The organism is Afipia sp. Root123D2, from assembly GCF_001425835.1.
Classification (GTDB): domain Bacteria; phylum Pseudomonadota; class Alphaproteobacteria; order Rhizobiales; family Xanthobacteraceae; genus Afipia.
In genome coordinates this window covers 610,310-627,387 of record NZ_LMDP01000001.1, presented here as the reverse complement: position 1 = coordinate 627,387, position 17,078 = coordinate 610,310, and the positions used below count along the sequence as shown (strand labels likewise).

Sequence of the window (17,078 nt, the reverse complement as noted above, 5' to 3'; positions counted from 1 at the left end):
ACCGAAACCGCGGAGACACAGATGTTCAAATCGATCCTTGTCCCCATCGATCTCGCCGACACCGATCTGGCCAAACCGGCGATCGAAACCGCGGCATCGTTATCCCGATACTCCAGCGGGGTCGTGCGTCTTCTCAATGTCATGCCGCTGACGCCGGTCATGCTCGCCGAATATGTGCCGCCTGATTTCGATACACAGCAGCGGCAATCGGCGGAGGAAGCCTTGATCATCGTGGCGCGCGAGTCGGGCATCGAAGCCAGCCGGATTTCATCGATCGTACGCCAAGGCGGCATCTACCACGAAATTCTTGGAGAGGCGTCCGATGTCGGCGCCGACCTCATCGTGATGACGTCACACCGGCCGTCGATGCAAAGCTATTTCCTCGGCTCGAATGCCGGTCACGTGGTGCGCTATGCCAAGTGTTCGGTTCTGGTGGTGAGGCACTGACGGGTTTACGGCAACAGATCTGACGGCAGCGGGTCCAGCGTGTATCGGCCCGGCGCGTTGCGTTTCAGGAATCCGCCGATCTGCCAGCCGAACAACGCAGCGAATGCCGCCAGAAAAAGCACTGCGGTGAACTGACCGACCATCAACCCGCGGATCATCAATCCGGCCAGCGCGATGCCCACCAGTCCGACCAGGCACATGCCCGCGACATGAACCTTCGGATTGATGCCGCTGACGAGGACCACATCCGGCTTTGCCTCAGCCAGACGCCGATGCAACGCCACCATGAACGCGCGGTAGTCGTCGTCCTGCGGCGACATCAGCGCCAGGGTGTGCCATGTCGTCGAATACAGCGTGACACGCTCTCCCAACGTGTTCTCGATATCGGCGCGAAACCGCCGCGACTGCATCGAGACCGGCCGGTATGACAGGCGAACGGCCGCGATCTTGTTGTAAGGCCAGAGGCTCGACTTCCCCGACGCACTCCACCACAGGCCGTCGTCACGCAGTTCGAACTGGCGCGCCGATCCAACCAGCGTAGGCTTGAAAGTGTAGCGCGAGCCATCGCCCGGAGCCTGAGGCGGCGGGGGCTTAGCCGATTTCGATGTCTGTGCCTGAACGATCAATTCGACGACCCCGTGCTTGCGCTGGCGTTCAACTCTATCTTACAAGCGATGATAACGTACCGGATGGCAACGTCCTATCATCTCCACACCACGCAGTTGAAGCACATGGCCGCGGTGACCACCTATCCACGCCATCTGATCCTGGCCGGAGCCGCGGTTTTCGGCGTCCTGCTTGCGCTCGGCGTTCATATCCTCGGACAGCGCTTCGGATTGTATCTCGGCGATTTATGGAAAACGGATGCACCCGGACTGATCCCGGCCTCGGCGGCGATCGCCTGGTGGCTGATCGCCGCCACGGCCTTCGTCGGCGGATTCGTAACGGCCTCGCTGATGCACAGCGCCGCATCGGGGCAGATTCCGCGACGGATGCGTCAATTCCTGATTGCCGTCGGCGTTGTGTTGCTGGCCGCGGCCGGTCAGGCCGCTTCGGCGCCGAGCGCCATCCCGACCGTATCCGGACTGCTCGCCGGTATCGTCGCCCTCGTACTCGGCGCGGTGATGGCCTTTTGCGGCGCGCACTTCGCGCTTCGCCGCGAATAGCAGCGCCGGCAAACCGGGTCCGCACGCGCCTTGTCTGCGCGGCTTTTTGTCTCAATCCGTCGCATCCTCGATAGCGTTCATGCTACGGCTGGACTTATTGCCGCGCGCGAATGATCTATCGGCGTTTTCCACATCGGCCGCACCGATGAGATCGATCGCCTTTACGGATCAGCCGCGAGCGCAAATATTTTTTTGCCGGAGCGCGGTTGCTCTGGGCGGAATGAGCCGGCCCGGCTATGCTTCAAGCCCCTTCGCAAGCAGTGAATCCGGCCGAAGACCGGGCGTTGTCATGTTTGAACCATGAGCTGTCGCAAGTGCCTGCGCGTGAATATATAGAGATAATAAGACAGCCCGTTTTTTGGCCGCATTTCAGGCGTTGCAACGGCAGGCCGGACAGCACAACGCCCTATTTTGCCGGTATGAGATTTCGCGTATGAGTACCCACGCAGCCGCTTGCTTCCTGTCGCCTCAATCGGCTTATGTTTTCTGCTCGCCCCGCCGGGAGGACGAATGCAAGGTTTGTTGAGCATGCTTCGGCGTGTCTTTTATGACTGGATCGGCTGGAAACGGCTTGGCCTCATCGCCAGCCTCGTCATTGTCGTCGTCGCCATCATGCATCTTGTCCGTACGCTCAAGGGCGTCGACACGGGCATCGTCCTGACCGCCCTGGAAGAGAAATCGCACACCCAGATCGCGCTCGCCGCACTCTGCGTCGTATGCGCATTCTGCACCCTGACCTTCTACGATCTGTTCGCCCTGCGCACGATCGGCAAGAAGCACGTCCCCTACCGCATCGCCGCGCTATCAAGTTTCGCCAGCTATTCGATCGGCCATAATCTCGGCGCCACTGTCTTCACCGGCGGCGCAATCCGCTTCCGCATCTATTCGGACTGGGGCCTGAGTGCGATCGACGTCGCCAAGATCTGCTTCATCTCCGGATTGACGTTCTGGCTCGGCAACAGTTTCGTTCTCGGCATCGGAATGATCTGGCATCCGACGGCGGCGACAGCGATCGATCTGCTGCCTGAAGGCATCAACCGGCTGATCGGATTTGGCGTTCTCATTGGCATCGCCGCCTATCTGCTGTGGCTGGCAATGGGCCGCAACCGGCGGGAACTCGGCCAGAACGGCTGGAAGGTGGTGTTGCCATCCGCGCCGCTGACATTGTTGCAAATCCTGATCGGCGTGGTCGATCTCGGATTCTGCGCGCTGGCGATGTATCTGCTGATCCCAACCCAGCCGCACGTGGACTTCGTCTCGATGGCGGTGGTCTTTATTCTGGCGACCCTGCTCGGATTTGCCAGCCACGCACCCGGAAGCCTGGGCGTGTTCGACGCCGCAATGCTCGTCGGCCTTCCCGAACTCGGCAAGGAACAGTTGCTGGCGTCCCTGCTGATCTTCCGGATTCTCTATTTCCTCATTCCCTTCACGCTCGCCATCACCATCATGGGAACACGCGAGATCTGGCTGAGCGTCTGGTTGCCGTGGCAACGCCGCAAGGCCAATGGCCTGAGTGCTGCCCGTGCTATCGTGCAACCGGCAAAGCAGCAGCAGCCGCAGGGATAATGCTGCGAACCTCGCGCGTCCGGTCACAGTCGTTTCGTCGCTCCCTCATTTTCGCCTTAACCGTGCGCTTCAAAACTCCATGATCCAGCGTTGCGCAACTGCCCTCCTGTTTTTGCTGGCGTTCCCGATTGCCATTCCGGGATCGGCTTTCGCACAGCAGCCGCCTGCTCCCATTCCGCAAGTACCGGCTCAGCAATCCCCGCTGCAGTTTCCATCCGCCCAGCAACCCCAGCCGCTCGTGAATTCCGGTGACCTGCAGATTTCATGGGAAGTCCGCAACCGCTTCCGGCTGTTTCGCGAGGAGCGCGATTTCCTGCTTCAGACCGAAGCCCTGCGTGGACACAGCGTTCTCGCCTCCGAGCAGGCGCTCGAGATTCAAAGCGACGGCCGCGGCTGGGCACGCAATACATTCCGGCGCCTTTGCATCGATCTGGCGGGACGGGTCAACAAGCCCTGCACCCGGGATGGCGTGAAAGAGGACTATCTTGCGCCGGTCGACCATCCCGTCACGGTGCGGCTGTCGGGAACGATTCCGGTCGGCGCCACATGTGCATGGTCTTTCGACGACGGTGAAGGACAGCCCCGAGCGCCAATTCTCGACTGCAACGAGCCGATCAATTTCCGCGCTCGCTATGGCAGGACGACCGTGGTCACGGTCGACGTTTCGAGCGGAACAGATGCTCCGCAACGTGTCACAACCGAGGTCGGGGTGCGGGACATCCTGGTCGCAGGCCTGGGTGACTCCATCGCATCCGGCGAAGGCAATCCTGACCTTGCGGTTGCGTTATCCGATGAAGGCTTCTGCTTCCGCTCCTATCTCGGCGGGCTTTCGGGCCAGTATTTCCGTCCCAGCCGGGCCAACTTCAAAGGCACTCGCGCCTGCGAAGGTTCGTCGGACGGGCCAAATGCCCTGCAAACCTGGCAGCGCCTCAGCGCGCAATGGCTCAATGCCGCCTGCCATCGCTCGCTGTACAGCTATCAGACGCGCGTGGCGCTGGCGCTGGCGGTGCGCCATCCGCACATCGCCGTCACCTATCTGCCGCTGGCATGTTCAGGCGCGACCATCGATGAGGGCCTGTTCGAGTCGATGCCCGCGCGCGAATGCCTGGTCACGAAAAAAACGATGAATTGCCAGGGCACCGTCAACGCACAATTGGCGGAATTGCGTGAAGCGCTGGCGGCCGCCAAGAAAAGATTGCCAAGCCGTGAGCTCGATCTCGTGCTGCTGTCGGTTGGCGCCAACGACATCGACTTCTCGGGTCTGGTCGCCGATGTGATCGTCGACCAGAGCACGGAGCGGGCGATATTCCAGCGCAGCGGCGTTCTCGGATCGGTCGAAACCTCGCGCGCGACGTTGAAGCGCGACCTGCCGCAACGCTTCCGCCGCCTGCGGCAGGCGCTGAAACCGATGGTCGGCGGCGACCTGTCTCATGTGGTGTTCGTGTCCTACGGCAATCCCGCCCTTGCCAACGGGGCGCCCTGCCCCGGCGGACGGGCCGGCTTCGACGTTCATCCCTCGTTCAATGCCGATCCTCGCCGGCTTGCCAGCACCATCGGCTTCGTCGAGAACGAATTCCTGCCGCAGATGAAGAACCTCGCACTTTGTACCGGCGGAATCATCTGCGACGGCCGTGGCGACACCATGACATTCGTCGACAGTCATCAGGCGGCATTTGCGAACCATGGCTTCTGCGCGCGCGGGCCGAACGACCCTGCGTTCGATCAGCAATGCTTCCTGGCCAACGGGCACAGTTTCACCGAGGACATTGTCGCTGCGGCGAACAACCCGATGGCGTGCGGTCAGCCCGCCAGTAAATTCCGCGCTTATCTGCCGCGCGCACGCTGGATTCGCGACGCCAATGACAGCTACTTCGCGGCGATGACGTATCCGCTGGCGGCCAAGACCTCGAGCCAGCCGTCGGATATTCACGATGCGACCTGGGGTGTTCTGTCGGCGGTCTACGGCGGCGCCATTCATCCGACTGCCGAAGGGCATGCCGCGATGGCGGACGCCGCGTTGCCTGCCGCTGCGGCAGTGCTCGGGCTTGGAAGGCCGGAGGCTGAAGTCGTCAGCGAACCGCTGGCGCCGGCGGCATTCCCGCCCCCTCAGCTGCGATAACAAAACCCGGCGTCAGTTGACGCCGAGCTTCTTCTGCAGGCTCGATGAAGACGTCGTGTATTGAAACACGAGGCGCTTGTCCGGATAGACATAGCGATGCGCCTTCTGCGCCATCAGCGCACCTTCATGGAAACCGGAAAGGATCAGCTTCAGCTTGCCGGGATAGGTGTTGATGTCGCCGATCGCGAAGATGCCGGGGACATTGGTTTCGAACGCCTCGGTATCCACGGGGATCAGGTTGTTCTCGAGCTTGACGCCCCAGTTGGCGATCGGACCGAGCTTCATGGTGAGGCCGAAGAACGGAAGGATGATGTTGCAGTCGACCCGGATCGTCTCCCCGTCATTGCCCTTGACCTGCGCCCCTGACAGTTGGCCGCCCTCGCCTTCAAGGCTGGTCACCTGGCCGATCCGCAAATCCATCTTGTCGGAAGCAACCAGCGCCCGCATCTGCTCGACGCTGTGGGGCGCGGCACGGAAATCGTCACGGCGATGCAGCAGCGTGACTCGCCGTGCGATCGGCTGCAGGTTGAGCGTCCAGTCGAGCGCGGAATCTCCGCCGCCGACGATCAGCAGATCCTTGCCGCGGAATTGCTCCATCTTGCGCACGGCATAGAACACCGACGTGCCTTCGTAAGCCTCGATGCCCGGCACCGGCGGACGCTTCGGCTGGAACGATCCGCCACCCGCGGAAACCACAACCACCTTCGCTTCGAACACCTGCCCGGCATCCGTTGTCACGCGAAACAGCGGATCGCCGATCTTCTCGATTGTCTCCACCATCTCGTTGAGGTGGAAGGTCGGGTTGAACGGCTTGATCTGCTCCATCAGCGCCTCGGTCAGGCCCTGGCCGGTGACAAGCGGAATCCCCGGAATGTCGTAGATCGGTTTCTCAGGGTAGAGCTCCGCGCATTGCCCCCCGAGCTTGTCGAGAATGTCGACAAGATGAACCTTCATATCGAGCAACCCCAGTTCGAACACCGCGAACAGTCCGCAGGGGCCTGCGCCGATGATCAGCACATCGGTCTTGATGACTTCACTCATGATCGTTCTTTGTCAGTTGTTGGCTTCGATTGCGGGAGGACCGGCCCGGACGCCGTGTTTCAGAGGTTTGTCTAGCCAAGGACAGCCCCCTGGGAAAGCGATAATTGCGGCTCTGCCATCCCTGATAAGAGCTTGTAAGACCCCGATATTTCCCTGTATGGGCGATGGTCTGCCGGAGAGCCTCAGTGAACGCGCCAACTCGTCTCGAAACCCCGCTGCGACTGGAAGATTATCCCTTCCGCCTTTCGGACAATGTCCGTTTCGCGGACCTCGATCCCCAGTACCACGTCAATAACGTGGTCTATTCCACCTATTTCGAGACCGGCCGCGTCACGTTGATGCGGAATCCGGCCTACGGCCTGATGCCGGACGGGCAGAGCTGGATGCTGGTGAGGCTCGCGATCGATTTTCACGCCGAGGTCAATTGGCCAGGGACCGTCGAACTCGGTCTCGGCGTGTCGCGGATCGGCCGCACGTCGGTGGCCTATCGGCAAGTGGTCTTTTCCGAAAGAAAGTGCGCAGCTTCGTGCGAAGCGGTGACGGTCCTCGTCGACAAGCAGACCCGGAGGCCGACGGTTTTGCCGGACGAACTGATCGCGAAATTTCAGCCATGGCGGCTGCGCGAAACAAACGAGCAGGTCTGAACGGTCCCCGCTCAGGCCTGCAGTCAAGCTTGGGTTTAAGCCTGGCGTTCCGGCGTTGATACCACCAGCCCGTCCAGTTCATCGGTCACCTTGATCTGGCACGACAGGCGTGAGTTCGGCCGGACGTCGTAGCCGAAATCGAGCATGTCTTCTTCCATCGGTGTCGGATCACCGACTTTCGCGCGCCACGCCTCGTCGACATACACATGGCAGGTGGCGCAAGCGCAGGCGCCGCCGCACTCGGCTTCGATGCCGGGAATCGCATTGCGAATTGCGGCTTCCATCACCGTCGAGCCGGTCTCGGCGTCAACGGTGCGTGTTGTTCCTGCGTGATCGGTGAAATTGATCTTGGCCATGATGTCTCGCGCTGCCGAAAGATAAACGACGAGGCAGTCCTATAACGGGTCAATCCCCGCCACGCTAGCGTTCGGCGGCAAAAGAGGACCTATTCACGGCGATCAGGGCTGATTCAGGATCGTGTCGATCGCGGCCCGCGCCGCATCCGCAGCGGCTTCCAGTTCCCGCAAGGCTCCTGCGATACCGCTCCTGGCTCGCATCGCCGCCTCGAGGGCCTGCGCGGCATCGGCCACGCCAAACGCTCCGATCGCGCGCGCCGATCCCTTCAGCGTATGAGCCAGTGCAGCAGCGTCGTCGGGCATCGCACCGAGGCGACCGAGCAGATCGCGGGATTGTTGCGCGAACAGCGACAGCACCTCCCGCTCAAGTTCAATCTCACCGAGCGTCATCCTGCGCAGGTGCACGATATCGATCGAGGTCTGATCGGGGACCAGCGGCGGCGATGGCATCCAGGCGATCTGTTCCAGAAGAGGTGGCATAGTAAGCCAAGCACGTTTGCCGCGCGGGTGATCCGGCAGCCGAAGTCGCCTAACCAAGCACACCGGTGGTTAACGAAACCTTGTTGAATAAGACACGATTACGCCACTATTTTGCCATGCCAGCGCCATGAAGTCCCATAACGGCGCAGAATTTTGTGAAATTTGAAAGCGTTAGCCGCCCATCGTTAACGATGATTAAAATGTTCTTAACGGCAACCATTTCATTCGAACCGCCTAGCCAATAGGATGTTTGCGGAAGTAGGGGACAAGCCAAGCAGCAACGAGCTCCACTTTGGACTTTGGCGGCAGTCGAAGGTCCGGGAGCGGGACACCGGCGCGGCGTCAAGCCGCTGCGGGACCCTTCCGGATAAGTAAAACAAGGGCGTAGACGAAAAATGGCAAAAAATCCGAAGGTCAAAGACCCAACCGAAGTCGCACTTTCGGCTATTCAGGAAGCCCTCAACATCTCCGATGCACCGGCCGATCACATTCGTCCGGACGGTTCAGGGCGCGATACCGTTCACGAGTCATCGCTGGGGTCCTTTGACACGCACGCCGCCGAACTGCGCTCCGCTGGCAACGATTTCGATCAGCCTCGCATGGCGCGCCCCGCCGCCAACGACGACCGCGAAACCATTGGCGCCATTCTCCAGATCATCCAGAAGGGCCGCCCGCGCCGCAGCGCCTATACCTTCGCCACCGTATTCTCGGTTTTGTGGCTCGCCGCAGCCGGCCTGCTGACATTTGCCTTCCTGCCGACCCTCGAAGCGATCACCGCCCAGCCAGGCAGCAGTGGCCTGCTTGCGCTTGCCGGCCTCGCCTGCGCTTTCGTCGCCCCGCTGCTGCTGTTCTACTTCCTTGCCGGGGTCGCCTGGCGCAGCCAGGAATTGAGCCTGATCGCGCAATCCATGGCGCAAATGGCGATTCGCTTTTCCGAGCCGGAGAACGTCGCCAGCGGCGCTATCGTCACTGTCGGACAGGCGATCCGTCGCGAGGTTTCCGCGATGGGCGACGGCGTCGAACGCGCGATCGCCCGCGCCGGCGAACTCGAAGCCCTCGTGACCAATGAAGTGTCCGCGCTCGAGCGCGCCTACAGCGACAACGAAGTGCGCATGCGCGCCCTGCTGCAGGATATCTCGGTCCAGCGCGACAATCTCGTCGGCCAGGCGGAACAGGTCCGCAACGCCATCGCAGGCGTCCAGATCGACCTGCGCCAGGACATCGCGCTCATCAGCGACGCGATTGCCGCGCGTGTCGACGAAGTCGCGCTCAATATCACCCAGACTCTCGAAAGCCGCAGCGAACACATCACCGGCGCGCTCGGCGCGGCCGGCGACAACATGATCATCGCGCTTGGCGAGCGCGGCGGCGACCTCCTCGATCGCCTCGAGGAAGCCAGCAGCCAGACCGCGCAAGCCGTCATGGAAGCAAGCGAGCAACTGACCGCCAGCCTGAACTTCAAGACCGGCCACGTTCACGAGGAATTCGCCGATCTGGCGGATCGCGTTCACGAGATCCTCAATGACAAGATCGACCACATCACCAGCGCTTTCGAACTGAAATCGACCACGATCGTGGACGGTATTGCCGCACGCGCCGACGAGATCGTCGGTGGCGTCTCGGAGAAAACCGAGAAGGTCTACGATTCGCTGAAAACCTCCACCGACTCCCTGATCGACGAACTCGATATCCGCGGCGGCGAAGTCGTCAGCAAGATCGATGAAATCGGCGACCGGCTTGCCGAGCGCATCCTGACCAGCGGCGACAAGGTCAGCGAATCCCTTGACGTGACGGTGAATGCACTGGTTGCGAAGGTCGTCAGCCAGACAGAAACATCGCACGATGCGCTGAGCGAGCAGATCGGCTCGTTCGAAGGCCTGATACGCGACCGCGGCTCGGAACTGGCGGAGAAATTCGCGCGGGACAGCGGCACGCTGGGCGCGCTGATCACCCGTCATGTTGCCGAGTTCGATCGCACCGTGAAGACCTTCGGCGGCGAAATCGTCGACCGTATGGGCCAGCACACCCAGAGCATCGGCGACAACCTGAAGAACTACGTCGACACGTTCGACGGTCGGATCAATGCCCATAGCGGCCAGATCCAGTCTGTCCTCGACAGCACCCTCACCGGCTTCCAGTCGGCCATCGAATCCCGCGTGACCAGCCTCGACGTGTCGCTAGACTCGAAGATCAAGCAGTTCGACGAAACCGTGGACGGCAAGCTCAAGGCGCTCGAGGAATCGTTCGACGGTCGCGCGACCTCGGTGACGCAGACCATCGAGAGCCGCAGCAACGATCTCAACGAGACGATCTCGAATCGCTTCACCCAGATTCAGCAGGGCATCGAAAACCATGCCAGCTCGGTCGCCTCCGATATCGAGGCCCGCGTCGGACGTTTCGAGAACCTGCTCGACATCCGCGTCGATGCCGCCGCCAGCCGCGTCGAAGCGAGCGGCCAGAGGGCGAGCGACGTTCTGCTCACCCGCGCCGAAGAACTCACGCAGGGTATCAAGTCCCGCGTCGACGATTCGGAGCGGACACTCACTACCCTCATCGCGGGAACCAGCGAAGCCATTCAGTCGAGCGCACGCGTTGCACAGCAATCGCTGCTGACGCTGTCGGGAGAAGTCACCTCGCAGTTGCAGGCGGCATCGTCGGACATCGAACGCTCGGTCGAAGCCAGCGCCCGGGAAGCCGAGAATCTTCTCTCCCTCTCCTCCTCCAATGCCACCACGCAGATTAAGGCTGCTTCGGAGGAAATCGAGCGCACGGTCCAGACCAGTGCCCGCGAGGCCGAAAATCTTCTCACCCTCTCCTCCGCCAACGCGACCGCACAGATCAAGGCCGCTTCGGAAGAAATCGAGCGCACGGTTCAGACCACCGCCCGCGAGGCCGAGACCGCCCTCATTCAGGCATCCAGCAGCGCAAGCATGCAGATCAAGTCATCGTCCGCCGAAATCGAGCGGATGGTCCAGATTAGCGTCGCTGAGGTCGAGAACATACTCGTCCAGGCATCCAGCGGTGCCAGCAGCCAGTACAAGTCGATCTCCGGTGAAATCGAGCGGGCCCTCCAGATGGGCACCAGCGCGGCGGAGACTCTCCTCGTTCAGGCGTCCAACAACGCCAGCGCCCAGATCAAGCTGTCGTCGGCCGAGATCGAGCGAGCCCTTCAGACCGGCGCCGCCGAGGCCGAAAGCGCCCTCGTCGCCGCAGCCAACGCCGCGAGCGCGCAGATCAGGACATCGTCCGCCGAGATCGAGCGTACGATGCAGATCGGTGCGCGCGAAGCCGAAAGCACGCTCATTCTCGCCGCCAACAATGCCAGCACGCATGTGAAGGCGTCGTCCGCGGAAATCGAGCGTACGATCGCGGCTTCGACCGAAAACCTTGGCGCGCATGTCGCGAACAAGGTCGCGGAGCTGACCAACGGACTACAGGAGCAGAGCGACCGGATCGCCCGCGCACTCGACGATCGCCGCGCACCACTGATTGAAGTCATCACCGGTAAGGGCGACCAGCTCGTTCACGCGCTCGGCACCAAGAGCGAAGAGCTTGCGGCGGTGATCGGCAACGCCACCGAAGTGGCGCTGACCTCGATCGAGGGCCGTGGCGGCGCCTTCACACTCGCCATGATGAACAACAGCGCCGATCTGGCCCGTCAGATCAACACCGCGAGCGAGATCGCGACCGGCGCCGTCAACAAGGCCCTGAAGGATATCGAGCAAACCTCGCGCGCAGCGATCGACCAGTCGCGACAGGTCGCGACTTCGGCGGTCACGGAAATGCAGGAGACCAGCAAAATCCTGCGGACCGATACAGTCGCCCTGTTCGAGCGCCTGCGCGAAGGCAACATCCTGCTGCAGGAAGTGCTGACCGGGGCACACGAGAACCTGAACTCGCTTGAGCGAGCGCTGGTGACCCGCGTGGCTGACTTCGTTTCGACGCTGAACGACGTCACGACGCGCAATGGCGCCTCCACCAATGCACTCGAGGAACAGCTTGCCATCTTCAACAGGTCGACCTCAGGTGCCCTTGAGGGCCTGAGCGCACTGTCCAGCAAATTTGAAAGCCATGGGCAGATGCTGGCTGAGGCTGCCAAGCTGGTCGATGAGAGCAACGAACGCACCAGTGCATCAGTTGCGGACCGCAACACCATGCTGGAGTCGCTCGTGACAACGATCGACATTCGCACCCTCGACCTCGACGAGCGTCTGCAGCGCTTCACCACCCTGCTCGACGAGTCCCTGGTCGCCGCTGAAAACCGCGCTCGAGACATCGCACGCGTGGTGGCGGAGAGCGCCGGTGCAAGCTCGACCGCGGTCGGCCGACAGTTCGAGGCCGTCAGGCTGGCGGTCGAAGAGGAACGCCGTCAGACGATGGAGGTATTGTCCGAAATCTACGAACAGGGCACGCAGGACGCCGGATCGATGTTCCAGCAGGCGGCTGACAAGTTCAGCTCCATCGTTCATGGCATGAAGCAGATGGCGTCGGAGCTTCACAGCGAGCTCGATGCGACACGCGCCGAGCTTCGGCGTGGCGTGTTCGATATGCCGCAGGAAGCAGCCGAGAGCACCGCGCAGATGCGCAAGGTCATCGTCGATCAGATCGAGGCTCTGGCCGAACTCAACCGGATCGTCGCGCGCCATGGTCGTGGTCTGGACGTCGCGGGATCGACGCGAGTCAATCATCGCGAAGAGGAGCCGGTATTGGCCGCCGCCGGTGGCCGGGCCGAAGCTCCCCGTCCTGCCGCGCCGCGACGTGACACCACCAGCGCGTCAAACCTGCCACCGCCCGATCTCGGCATGACTGCCGGCCCTCGCCGAACCGAGGCGCCTCCGGTCAGCCCCGCCGCAGCAGCCGATCAGAGCCGCGACGGCTGGCTTTCCGATCTGCTGACCCGCGCCGACAACGATACCGCGCCGCGTGGGCGCGCACCGCAGAGCCGTCCGAGCGCCAACCCGCTCGAGGCTCTCTCGCTCGACATCAGCCGTCTGGTCGACAGGGAGATGGCGGCCGAGATGTGGGATCGCTATCAGCGCGGCGAACGCAAGGCTTTCAGCAAGCGTCTCTATACGCCTGCCGGACAGAAGGCGTTCGACGAGGTTGCGCGGAAGTATCGGGCCGATCGGGCTTTCAAGCAGACGGTCGACCGCTACATCAACGAGTTCGAGCGCCTGCTCGACGAGGTGTCGCGCGACGAGCGCGGACCGGCGGCGTTGCGAAACCATCTCGTTTCGGAAACCGGCCTGGTCTACACCCTGCTCGCGCATGCGGCCGGCCGCCTCGGCTGAGGCAGCACGCAACGCCATTTCAAAAAAGCGGAGGCGCAAGCCTCCGCTTTTTTATACGGTGAATCAGGTCGCAGGGTCGGCCGGGATATTCGCCAAGCCGAGCAGTGCCGGAGATTCTTCCAGGATCAGATGCGTCGGAATCCGCTGCATCAGTTCCCGGAACCGGCCCTTGCTTTCGAACCGTTCGCGGAAACCGGACGACGCGAACGCTTCCTTGAATCGCAATAGAATGCCGCCCGCGACGTAGACGCCGCCGGTCGCGCCAATGGTGAGCGCAAGATCGCCAGCGACCGTCCCCAATATCTCGCAGAAATGCGCGAACGCTTTCACGCAGGCCGTGTCGGTCTTGCGGATCGCCCGATCGGTCACATCGGCCGGCGTCAGCGGCAGCGGATCGATATTTTCGATCGCGCATATCGCTTCATAAAGATTGACCAGCCCCGATCCCGAAAGCACGCGCTCGGCGGACACGTGATCCCAGCGCGTTCGCAGGAAAGCCTGTATCTCGTCTTCAGCCTTGGTCGAGGTCGGGAGAGTGACGTGACCTCCTTCGCCCGGCACATGGACCCATCTTCCGCCATCCGGCACCAGGGATCCGACGCCAAGGCCCGTCCCCGGGCCGATGACACCGATCGGTCCCCGCGCCTCGGGGCAAGACGGCCCGACAAGAAAACGATCGGCGGCCGGCAGATAAGGCACGGCCATCGCGGTCGCTGCAAAATCGTTAAACACGCGCAGCGAGCGCAAGCCCAGTTTGTCTTTCAACTCGGATACGGAGAACGACCAGCCCAGGTTGGTCAGCGTGATGCGATCACCGATCACAGGGCCCGCGACATCGATAGCCGCCTGCGAGGGCCGCCGGTCGGACGGCAGTTTGTCGAGATAGTCGGTCAACGCATCGTGCAACGACGCGTATTTGCTGACAGCGACATGCACGAGATGGCTGTATTGCCCGTTCTGTGCGATGGCGAAGCGAGCGTTCGTTCCGCCGATGTCAGCGATCAGCCGCAAGCTTTTCAAACAGTCACCTGAAACGCGCCGGCAATACATCGACGTCCGCCGATGCCAGGCACGCCCTCACCTTAGCGACGCGGAGTTCTCGCCCGCGCATCGTTCGGATTCTGCTGCTGTGGCAGTACTGGCCGTGCATCGGTGTTGCTCGCGCCGAACAGCACCCGGGTCGGGTTGCGGTCGAAATTGTTCACGGCGCGGCTGATGTCCGCGAGAGTCTTGCGGCTATCGCCAATCAGCACCCGGCCATCTGAAAGCAGGAGCGCCGTCCGCTTGTCGAGGTTCTCAGCCAGTTCGCGGAACGACTTCGCCGCCTTCTGCAATTCGCCCTCCCCGCCGTCCTTGCCGCCCATCAGTGACTCGACACCAACCATGATGTTGTCGATGCGGCCGGAGTTGTCAGCCAGACTCTTGGAGAACGACTGGAGATTGCTGATGCTGTTGTGCAGGGCTTCCTGATTGTCGTTGACCAGCCGGTTGACGTTTTGAAGCGTGGCGCGCACGGCCTCGCCGATGTCCTGAATCGCATTGGGGTCAGCAGTAAGGGTCGGAACGCCATCCTCGGCTGCCGGCACGCCGGGCGCTTCGAGCGAGCCGCCCTTGAGTGAAACCGATGACACGCCGGTCAGGCCCGCAAACTCCAATCCGACCAAGGTGTCCTTGCGGATCGGGGCGCTTTTGTCGACGGTCGCCAGCACGACCACCCGCTTGGGATCGTCGAGCTTCACCGAGGTGACTTCGCCGATCTTGATGCCGTTGAAATTGACGTTGCCGCCGGTTCGCAATCCGGACGCTGCGCCTTCAAAAATAATCCGGATCGGAGTGCGCTGAGCGACGGCGCCGAGGTTCTGAAACCAGAACACGAAGCCAAACGCTGCGGCGATCACCGCAAGGGTGAACGAGCCGATCAGCAGGTAATTCGCCCGCGTTTCCATTACTTTAACTCCAAACCTACGCCACTCGACTTAAACAACTGCACGTGCGCGCTTGCCATGAAAATAGGCCCGCAGCCACGGGTGCTGCGAGGCCAGCATATCGTCCATCGTGCCTACCAGCAGAACCTTGCGATCCCCTAACACTGCAATGCGGTTGCAGGCGGTTTTAAGGCTATCCAGGTCATGGGTTACCATAAAAACGGTCAGCCCCAAAGTACGCTGCAGGGTCATCACCAGTTCGTCGAAATCACCTGCACTGATCGGGTCAAGTCCCGAGGTCGGCTCATCGAGGAACACGATTTCGGGATCGAGCGCCAACGCCCGCGCCAGCGCCACGCGCTTGATCATGCCGCCGGACAGTTCCGAAGGAAACCGGTCGGCAACCTCGGGCTTGAGGCCCACCATCGCCAGCTTGGCGATCGCAATCTCGTCGAGCAGCCTTTCCGAAACATCCATGAACTCGCGGACCGGGAACTGGATATTCTGCCGGACCGTCAGCGATGAGAACAACGCACCATGCTGGAACAGGACGCCCCAGCGGCGTTCCACCGCGCGGCGCTCATCCTCACTCGCCTCATTCATGTTGACGCCGAAGACTTCGATCGTGCCGCTGCGCTTCGCCATCAGGCCAATGATGGTGCGGGTCAGCACTGACTTGCCCGCGCCGGACGCACCGACGAAGCCGAGGATTTCACCGCGTTTCACGTCGAGGTCGAGATGATCGAGGATCAGATTGTTCCCGAAGCCAACCGTGAGATCGCGCACGCGGATGATGGCGTCGCCTGAAGGTGTCGTCATTGGTCAGATCCCGATCGACGCAAAGAAGATGGCGAAGATGCCGTCCACCACGATGACGAAGAAAATCGATTTGACCACCGAGGCCGTGGTGTGGCGTCCGAGCGATTCCGCGCTGCCTTGCACGGCCGCACCTTCGACGCAGGCGATAATGCCGATGATCAGCGCCATGAATGGCGCCTTGATCAGGCCGACCGTGAAATGGTTGATCGAAATCGCCTCGCGCAGGCGCGCCAGGAACGCTTCCGGCTGCACGCCGCCATAGACCCACGCCACCAGGCCGCCGCCATAGAGCGCGGCCATCGCGCCGAGAAACGCCAGGATTGGCATTGCGATGATCAGGGCGAGGATCCGCGGCAGGATCAGAACTTCGGTCGGATCGAAGCCCATGGTGCGCAGCGCATCGACTTCCTCGCGCATCCGCATCGAACCGAGTTCGGCGGTGTAGGCGCTGCCCGAACGGCCGGCGACCATAATCGCGACCAGCAGCACGCCGATCTCACGCAAAACCAGCACGCCGAGCATATCGACCACGAACACATCAGCGCCGAATTTGCGGAACTGGAATATCCCCTGCTGCGCGATAATGCAGCCGATCAGGAACGTGATCAGCACCACGATCGGCACCGCGCGCCAGCACACCTGTTCGAGGTGGTGGATCGTGGATGTGAAGCGGAATGTGGTCGGGTGGCGGATCACGCGGCCAAGCGCATAGATGATCGAGCCCGCCATATTGATAAGGCCGACCAGCGTCTCGCCGATCTCCACGACGCTCTTGCCGACCGCTTCCACGGCGCCGGTCAGGGTCGCCCGCTGCCGCTTGTGAACGACGCCTTCCTTGACCCGCTGAACCTCGCCGACGAGACTCGCATAGTCAGCTGAAAGTCCGGATATCTTGATATCGGCGCCGCCCTGGGTGAGCGTGCGCCGCAGCCGTTCGATCAGCCACGCACCAAAGGTGTCGAGGCTGGAGATCTGTGAGACATCGATCACAATGCTGGCATTGGCGCCGCTGCCCCCGAGTTTTTCGGTGGTGTCGACGATCTTTTCCAGATCCGGCGCATGGTGAACCGTCCACTGGCCGGCTGCGCGTAGCGCAAGGCCCGAGCCCAGTCTGGTCTGCTCCAGTGTCGGATTGCCGTTCAACGCATGCTCCCGCGCATCAATTCTCCGTCCCTCGATCGCAAGCAATCTGACCTTGGAACCTGTGACTGTACGGAGATGCTC

General features: G+C 61.9%; 14 protein-coding genes. 6 read left to right on the top strand and 8 right to left on the bottom strand.

Annotation, left to right across the window (positions count from 1 at the left end; translation table 11 throughout):
• The first annotated feature begins 21 nt into the window (after positions 1-21).
• Entirely contained in the window at positions 22-447 is a 426-nt protein-coding gene (locus tag ASC80_RS02870) for a universal stress protein (protein WP_056292683.1), read from the top strand.
• A 5-nt stretch (positions 448-452) separates the two neighbouring features.
• On the opposite strand, the gene ASC80_RS02865 is transcribed toward ASC80_RS02870, so the two are convergent.
• The gene (locus ASC80_RS02865; RefSeq protein WP_082512386.1) at positions 453-1,073 is read right to left on the bottom strand and encodes a hypothetical protein; all 621 of its coding nucleotides are present in this window, start codon (positions 1,071-1,073) and stop codon (positions 453-455) included.
• A gap of 105 nt (positions 1,074-1,178) precedes the next feature.
• Here ASC80_RS02865 and ASC80_RS02860 point away from each other — a divergent pair, with 105 nt between their 5' ends.
• The 3 genes from ASC80_RS02860 (at position 1,179) to ASC80_RS02850 (ending at position 5,298) form a co-directional block, all read left to right on the top strand.
• A complete protein-coding gene (locus ASC80_RS02860; protein WP_056295480.1) occupies positions 1,179-1,613 on the top strand; it encodes a hypothetical protein in 435 nt (144 codons plus the stop codon).
• Between the two features lie 510 nt (positions 1,614-2,123).
• Positions 2,124-3,179, top strand: coding sequence for a lysylphosphatidylglycerol synthase transmembrane domain-containing protein (locus ASC80_RS02855; RefSeq protein WP_056292681.1), 1,056 nt, complete (start codon positions 2,124-2,126; stop codon positions 3,177-3,179).
• Positions 3,180-3,258: 79 nt separating this feature from the next.
• Positions 3,259-5,298: an SGNH/GDSL hydrolase family protein gene (locus ASC80_RS02850; RefSeq protein WP_082512385.1), complete on the top strand. Its 2,040-nt coding sequence runs from the start codon at positions 3,259-3,261 to the stop codon at positions 5,296-5,298.
• Positions 5,299-5,310: 12 nt separating this feature from the next.
• Here ASC80_RS02850 and ASC80_RS02845 read toward each other — a convergent pair whose 3' ends face one another.
• Complete coding sequence (locus tag ASC80_RS02845; RefSeq protein ID WP_056292680.1) at positions 5,311-6,339, bottom strand: NAD(P)/FAD-dependent oxidoreductase; 1,029 nt, start codon at positions 6,337-6,339, stop codon at positions 5,311-5,313.
• Between the two features lie 185 nt (positions 6,340-6,524).
• Here ASC80_RS02845 and ASC80_RS02840 point away from each other — a divergent pair, with 185 nt between their 5' ends.
• Positions 6,525-6,983 (top strand): acyl-CoA thioesterase, encoded by a 459-nt coding sequence (locus ASC80_RS02840; RefSeq protein ID WP_056292679.1) that lies wholly within the window; start codon positions 6,525-6,527, stop codon positions 6,981-6,983.
• A 35-nt stretch (positions 6,984-7,018) separates the two neighbouring features.
• Here the strand turns inward: ASC80_RS02840 and ASC80_RS02835 are convergent, their stop codons facing one another.
• A complete protein-coding gene (locus tag ASC80_RS02835) occupies positions 7,019-7,339 on the bottom strand; it encodes a 2Fe-2S iron-sulfur cluster-binding protein (RefSeq protein WP_056292678.1) in 321 nt (106 codons plus the stop codon).
• Between the two features lie 102 nt (positions 7,340-7,441).
• Positions 7,442-7,819: an Hpt domain-containing protein gene (locus ASC80_RS02830; protein WP_056292676.1), complete on the bottom strand. Its 378-nt coding sequence runs from the start codon at positions 7,817-7,819 to the stop codon at positions 7,442-7,444.
• A gap of 395 nt (positions 7,820-8,214) precedes the next feature.
• Here ASC80_RS02830 and ASC80_RS02825 point away from each other — a divergent pair, with 395 nt between their 5' ends.
• On the top strand, positions 8,215-13,110 hold the full coding sequence (locus tag ASC80_RS02825; protein ID WP_056292675.1) for an apolipoprotein A-IV repeat region-like domain-containing protein: 4,896 nt from the start codon (positions 8,215-8,217) through the stop codon (positions 13,108-13,110).
• Positions 13,111-13,173: 63 nt separating this feature from the next.
• Here the strand turns inward: ASC80_RS02825 and glk are convergent, their stop codons facing one another.
• From glk to ASC80_RS02805, 4 genes are all read right to left on the bottom strand, one after another.
• Positions 13,174-14,130, bottom strand: a complete 957-nt coding sequence (gene glk / locus ASC80_RS02820) for a glucokinase (protein ID WP_244487171.1) — start codon at positions 14,128-14,130, stop codon at positions 13,174-13,176.
• 62 nt (positions 14,131-14,192) lie between these two features.
• The gene (locus tag ASC80_RS02815) at positions 14,193-15,056 is read right to left on the bottom strand and encodes an MlaD family protein (protein ID WP_056292673.1); all 864 of its coding nucleotides are present in this window, start codon (positions 15,054-15,056) and stop codon (positions 14,193-14,195) included.
• Between the two features lie 30 nt (positions 15,057-15,086).
• Positions 15,087-15,854 carry an ABC transporter ATP-binding protein gene (locus ASC80_RS02810; RefSeq protein WP_056292672.1) on the bottom strand — a complete coding sequence of 256 codons (768 nt, stop codon included), beginning with the start codon at positions 15,852-15,854 and terminating at the stop codon, positions 15,087-15,089.
• A 3-nt stretch (positions 15,855-15,857) separates the two neighbouring features.
• On the bottom strand, positions 15,858-16,997 hold the full coding sequence (locus ASC80_RS02805; protein ID WP_056292671.1) for an MlaE family ABC transporter permease: 1,140 nt from the start codon (positions 16,995-16,997) through the stop codon (positions 15,858-15,860).
• Positions 16,998-17,078 lie beyond the last annotated feature (81 nt).

Coding starts and splice junctions, on each gene's coding strand:
- ASC80_RS02870 (WP_056292683.1), top strand. CDS start 22: ATGTTCAAATCGATCCTTGTCCCCATCGATCTCGCCGACACCGATCTG.
- ASC80_RS02860 (WP_056295480.1), top strand. CDS start 1,179: ATGGCCGCGGTGACCACCTATCCACGCCATCTGATCCTGGCCGGAGCC.
- ASC80_RS02855 (WP_056292681.1), top strand. CDS start 2,124: ATGCAAGGTTTGTTGAGCATGCTTCGGCGTGTCTTTTATGACTGGATC.
- ASC80_RS02850 (WP_082512385.1), top strand. CDS start 3,259: ATGATCCAGCGTTGCGCAACTGCCCTCCTGTTTTTGCTGGCGTTCCCG.
- ASC80_RS02845 (WP_056292680.1), bottom strand. CDS start 6,339: ATGAGTGAAGTCATCAAGACCGATGTGCTGATCATCGGCGCAGGCCCC.
- ASC80_RS02835 (WP_056292678.1), bottom strand. CDS start 7,339: ATGGCCAAGATCAATTTCACCGATCACGCAGGAACAACACGCACCGTT.
- ASC80_RS02830 (WP_056292676.1), bottom strand. CDS start 7,819: ATGCCACCTCTTCTGGAACAGATCGCCTGGATGCCATCGCCGCCGCTG.
- ASC80_RS02825 (WP_056292675.1), top strand. CDS start 8,215: ATGGCAAAAAATCCGAAGGTCAAAGACCCAACCGAAGTCGCACTTTCG.
- ASC80_RS02815 (WP_056292673.1), bottom strand. CDS start 15,056: ATGGAAACGCGGGCGAATTACCTGCTGATCGGCTCGTTCACCCTTGCG.
- ASC80_RS02810 (WP_056292672.1), bottom strand. CDS start 15,854: ATGACGACACCTTCAGGCGACGCCATCATCCGCGTGCGCGATCTCACG.